Origin of the sequence: Clostridium liquoris (genome assembly GCF_002995785.1) — a bacterium.
GTDB classification, from domain to species: domain Bacteria; phylum Bacillota; class Clostridia; order Clostridiales; family Clostridiaceae; genus Clostridium_AO; species Clostridium_AO liquoris.
Map to the genome: position 1 here is coordinate 1 of NZ_PVXO01000017.1, position 5,044 is coordinate 5,044.

The window sequence follows — 5,044 nt, forward strand, 5'->3', positions numbered from 1 at the left end:
GCAATACAAGGAAACATGAGAAGCGAGGAGCGGAATTTAGTAAGCTAAATGAGCACCGCAGCGAACTTGTTAACGAAGTAATGCGCAACTTATAGCAATTTTTAGTTGAGAATTGAGAGTTATAGATACTTTTGCAAAGCAAAAGCTAGAAATATAGTTTTAAAAATTCCCTAGGAATTTTATCATTAACTGTAAACTGTCATCTGTCAATTGTCAACTGAATTAAATCTGGTGATTATGGCTCAAAGGTAACACCCGTTCCCATACCGAACACGATGGTTAAGCTTTGAAGCGCTGATGGTACTGCAAGGGAAGCCTTGTGGGAGAGTAAGTTGTCGCCAGGTCAATTGTTCCGTGGTAGCTCAACGGTGGAGCATTCGGCTGTTAACCGAAGGGCTGGAGGTTCGAATCCTCTCCACGGAGCCATTTTTTATTTTTTGAAAAGATATGTGGAATATATAATGGTTACTTAGCATATTAATGTTAAGCAACCATTTTTTTATATAAAATTATGGTATGAATAATAAACATAATCCTGGTAAAATATATAATGTAATGTAATTTTGAAAATTACATATTATTTAAGAGGATTTTTTTAATTTAAATAGAATATATAATTCAATGACAAAGTATGTTAGGGGGAATTGCTATGAAAGAGTATAAAACTAAAAACTTGAGAAGTTTGGGAATTATAGGACACAGTGGCTCAGGGAAAACAACTTTAGCAGATGCAATACTTTATCGTACTAAGGCAACAGATAGATTTGGCAAAGTAGACGAAGGAACAAGTATACTGGACTATGACTCAGAAGAAAAGAAAAGAAAAATTTCTATTTCTACTTCTATAGCACAGTGTGAATGGAAAGACATGAAAATTAATTTAGTAGATATGCCAGGATATTTTGATTTTGTAGGAGAAATGATTGAAGGATTAAGATCTATTGATGTAGCACTTATAGTTTTATCAGGAACTGCTGGAATTCAAGTAGGAACAGATAAAGCATGGGAATACGTAAATGAAAATAAGCTTCCAAGGGCTTTTTATATAAACAAATTAGACAGAGAAAACAGTAATTATGAAAAAACATTAAGGAATTTAAAGGAAAAGTATGGAATATCTGTAGTTCCTATTCAATATCCAATAGGAGAGGAGCTTGGATTCCAAGGAGTTGTAAACGTAATTTCTAATAAAGCGAGAATATATAATCCTAAAACAGATGATATAGAGGATGCTGAAATACCAGAAGAGTTTAAGGATAAGGTTGAAGAATGTAAGAATATGATAATGGAAGCAGTTGCTGAAACAGATGAAGTACTATTAGATAAGTACTTTACTGAGGGTACATTAAGTGAAGAAGAGATATATAAAGGTTTAATTAATGGATGTGCCACAGGAGAAATTGCTCCTGTTATGTGTGGATCAGCTCTAACGGGAAAAGGTGTTAAAACATTATTAGATGATATTATAGAATGCTTTCCATGTCCCGAAGATGTAGCACCGCAAAAAGCCAAGAGTTTAAAAGAAAATAAAAACATAGAAGTTAAAATTACTGAAGATGCACCATTTTCGGCATTGGTATTTAAAACTATAGCAGACCCATTCATAGGTAAATTATCTATGTTTAGAGTTATTACGGGAAAAGCTAAACAGGACATGACTATATATAATCCTAGTAAGGATAGGCAAGAAAAACTAGGAGCATTGTATTTTATGAAAGGTAAGCAACAAGTTAATACAGATGAAATAATTGCCGGAGACATAGGGGCTGTGACTAAACTGCAATATACTAGTACAGGTGATACATTATGTGATCCTAGCCTTGGCATAATTTATGAAGAAATGAGTTTCCCTAATCCGTCGATATCTATGGCAGTAGTGCCTAAGTCTAAAAATGATGAAGATAAAATATCTTCAGGGCTTTCTAAACTATTAGAGGAAGATCCTACATTTAGAATAGCTAGAGATGTTGAGAATGCTGAAACTATTATTTCAGGAACAGGAGAAACTCATCTTGAGGTAATTGCATGTAAATTAAAAAATAAATTTGGAGCAGATGTAGAATTACAGTTACCTAAAGTACCTTATAGAGAGACTATAAGAAAGATTTCTGATGTACAAGGAAAACATAAAAAGCAGTCAGGCGGACATGGGCAATATGGGGATGTAAAAATAAAATTTGAACCAAGAATCGATGGTGATGAGTTGGAATTTGTAGATAAGGTAGTTGGTGGCGTTGTTCCAAGACAATACATTCCAGCGGTAGAAAAAGGATTAAGAGATTGTATACGACATGGTGTTCTAGCTGGATATCCAGTTATTAGGTTAAGGGCTACGCTACATGATGGTTCTTATCATCCTGTGGATTCTTCAGAAATGGCTTTTAAAATGGCAGCATCCATAGCATATAAGAAGGGTATTCAGGAAGCAGATCCAATTTTATTAGAACCCATTATGCATGTGGAAATTCTTGTACCAGATGAATATATGGGAGACATAATAGGAGACATAAATAAGAAAAGAGGAAGAGTATTAGGAATGGAGCAGTTTGGCAAACTACAGAAAGTTATAGCAGAGGCCCCTCAATCTGAAATGTTTAGATATGCAACAGACTTAAGATCATTAACTCAAGCAAAAGGAAGTTTTACCATGAGATTTGAAAGATACGAGGAGGTACCAGCTACAGAAGTTGCAAAAGTAATTGAAGCAAGAAAGAAAGAAAAAGAAGCTTTATAGATATAATTAAATCCTCTGTAAGTATAGTTTACAGGGGATTTAATTATGTTTATTAATAGTTTTCTAACAATTTCAAGGAATAAATTTGATATTTTCCCCCTACAGTTAATTTTATTCTGTTTATTGAATATATTTACACCATACCACTATTTTTAAGTAAGCTCTAAATTATCATGCAATGAAGTATTATGTCTAGATTATATGAATATTTTGAAGCTTATTTACAAAAAATAAAGCAAAATAAAAGGGGGAATATTAATGTCACAATACAAGCTGGATATAAATGGCATAGTTAATCTTTCGGACTACAGCAGTATATATGATTATATAGATATAGTAGGAGAGGAAGATAAATTAACTGTTAATATAAAAGATGATGATAGAGATAATTATCATATTATATGCAATATGTTAAAAGATAAAGGATTTGATATTATAGGAAGTAAGAAATCAAGTAGTTGTAAGTATTGTATTTTAGCTATAAGAAAAAATACAATATATTAAGAATATGCTATAATATATAAAAATAAATAAAACAATTTTATAAAAGTAAGTATTGGGGGGGGTAGGTTAATGGATAAAAAATATGTTATAGGAATCGATTTGGGTGGAACCAAAATAAATTCTGTTCTATCAGATTTTAATGGAAATATAGTTAGCCAATGCACTGTATATACGGAAGCTTTTAGGGGAAAAGAACATGTATTAAATAAAATAATGATGACAATCGATAAAGTATTGCAAAATGCTGATAAAACTATAGAAGAGATAAGAGCTATTGGCATTGGCTCACCAGGACCATTAGATTATAAAAATGGAACCATAATTACAACTCCTAACTTGCCATTTATAAATTTTAATATTATAAAACCTATTATATGTAAATATAATGTGCCTGCTTATTTAGACAATGATGCTAATGTGGCTGCTATTGGTGAATTTTTATTTGGAGCAGGACAAGGGACTAAAAATATGATTTATGTAACAGTAAGTACAGGTATAGGTGGTGGAGCAATTATTAATGGGAATATATATAGGGGACATACCTTTAATGCTTTAGAAATAGGTCATATGACTATAGAACCTAATGGCCCTAGATGTAATTGCGGTAATTATGGCTGTGCAGAAGCCGTAGCATCTGGAACTGCTATTGCCAGACAAGGAAAAGAGGCAATTAAAAGGGGAGAAATCACATCACTTAGCCAGTATGAAAATGTAACTGCTTATGAAGTTTTTAGTGAAGCAGAAAAAGGAGATAAAACTTCGCTAGATATAATAAACAAAAGTTTAAATTATCTAGGTATATGCATATCAAATATAATAACTAGTTTTGATCCAGAGATGATTATAATAGGTGGAGGAGTAACAAGAGCTGGAGAGATAGTTTACAATAAAGTAAAAGATGTAGTAAATAAAAGATGTTTTAAAACTATGGCAGAGGCATGTAAAATTGTTGCACCAGCTTTGGGAACTGATGCAGGAGTAATGGGAGCAATAGCACTAGCTTTAATTGAGGAGGGAATAAGACTATGACAACTACCTTATTTATAACAAGACATGGACAAACCGTATGGAATATAGAGAAAAGAATGCAAGGATGGAAGGATTCTCATCTTACAGAGGATGGAATTAATCAAGCAATATCATTAGGTAAAAGAATTGAAAAAATTGATATTGATTATATATATACAAGCCCTACAGGTAGAGCCTATAATACTGCAGAAATAGTTAGAGGGAAAAGGAATATTCCTATAATAGTTGATAATAGAATTAGAGAAATAAATATGGGAAAATGGGAAGGGATGACCCAAATAGAAATAGATAATCTGTATAAAGAGGAATTTTTTAATTTTTGGAATGCTCCTCAGCTATATGAACCAGTAGGAGGAGAAAGTTTTATACAGGTAAGAGAAAGAGTCTCGAATTTTATAGAAGAAATAACTAAGAAGCATGAAGGGAAAAACATACTTATTGTTACTCATACTATAGCATTAAAATCCATAATGTCTTATATACAACATACTCCTTTAGAAAGATTTTGGGCACCGCCTTATATTCATCCTACAAGTTTGACTGTAGTAAAAATTCAAAATGAAAATAAGGAAGTAATAATGTATGCAGATGCTTCTCATATAGAGGATACAAAAGAGATCAAAGCAGTTTAAAAACAAAGCATAATTAATTTAGTGTATTCGAAAAACAATAATTAACAATTACTAGGGGTTGTAATAAAAGTGCTTATTTGGATAGAAAAACATTATGAATTTAATTTACTGTATGACAAAAAGGCTTTTAGACACACAATTTTAA

The 5,044-nt window shown here is 32.0% G+C and carries 4 protein-coding genes, 1 tRNA gene and 1 rRNA gene; all 6 read left to right on the forward strand.

Features of this window, described 5'->3' with window-relative positions:
* Positions 1-227: 227 nt before the first annotated feature.
* The 6 genes from rrf to CLLI_RS03580 all read left to right on the forward strand — a co-directional run bounded on the left by rrf (position 228) and on the right by CLLI_RS03580 (position 4,899).
* Positions 228-344 (forward strand): 5S ribosomal RNA (rrf, locus tag CLLI_RS03555).
* 7 nt (positions 345-351) lie between these two features.
* A tRNA-Asn gene (locus CLLI_RS03560) sits at positions 352-426 on the forward strand.
* 223 nt (positions 427-649) lie between these two features.
* The gene (gene fusA / locus CLLI_RS03565) at positions 650-2,734 is read left to right on the forward strand and encodes an elongation factor G (RefSeq protein ID WP_106062874.1); all 2,085 of its coding nucleotides are present in this window, start codon (positions 650-652) and stop codon (positions 2,732-2,734) included.
* Positions 2,735-2,992: 258 nt separating this feature from the next.
* Positions 2,993-3,238: a hypothetical protein gene (locus CLLI_RS03570; RefSeq protein WP_106062875.1), complete on the forward strand. Its 246-nt coding sequence runs from the start codon at positions 2,993-2,995 to the stop codon at positions 3,236-3,238.
* A gap of 69 nt (positions 3,239-3,307) precedes the next feature.
* Positions 3,308-4,267 carry an ROK family protein gene (locus tag CLLI_RS03575; RefSeq protein ID WP_106062876.1) on the forward strand — a complete coding sequence of 320 codons (960 nt, stop codon included), beginning with the start codon at positions 3,308-3,310 and terminating at the stop codon, positions 4,265-4,267.
* Positions 4,264-4,899, forward strand: a complete 636-nt coding sequence (locus CLLI_RS03580; protein WP_106062877.1) for a histidine phosphatase family protein — start codon at positions 4,264-4,266, stop codon at positions 4,897-4,899. Before CLLI_RS03575 ends, CLLI_RS03580 begins: the two co-directional genes overlap by 4 nt.
* Positions 4,900-5,044: the final 145 nt, after the last annotated feature.

Bases quoted from the DNA above. Each gene is read 5' to 3' on its own strand.
- fusA (WP_106062874.1), top strand. From the start codon at position 650: ATGAAAGAGTATAAAACTAAAAACTTGAGAAGTTTGGGAATTATAGGA.
- CLLI_RS03570 (WP_106062875.1), top strand. From the start codon at position 2,993: ATGTCACAATACAAGCTGGATATAAATGGCATAGTTAATCTTTCGGAC.
- CLLI_RS03575 (WP_106062876.1), top strand. From the start codon at position 3,308: ATGGATAAAAAATATGTTATAGGAATCGATTTGGGTGGAACCAAAATA.
- CLLI_RS03580 (WP_106062877.1), top strand. From the start codon at position 4,264: ATGACAACTACCTTATTTATAACAAGACATGGACAAACCGTATGGAAT.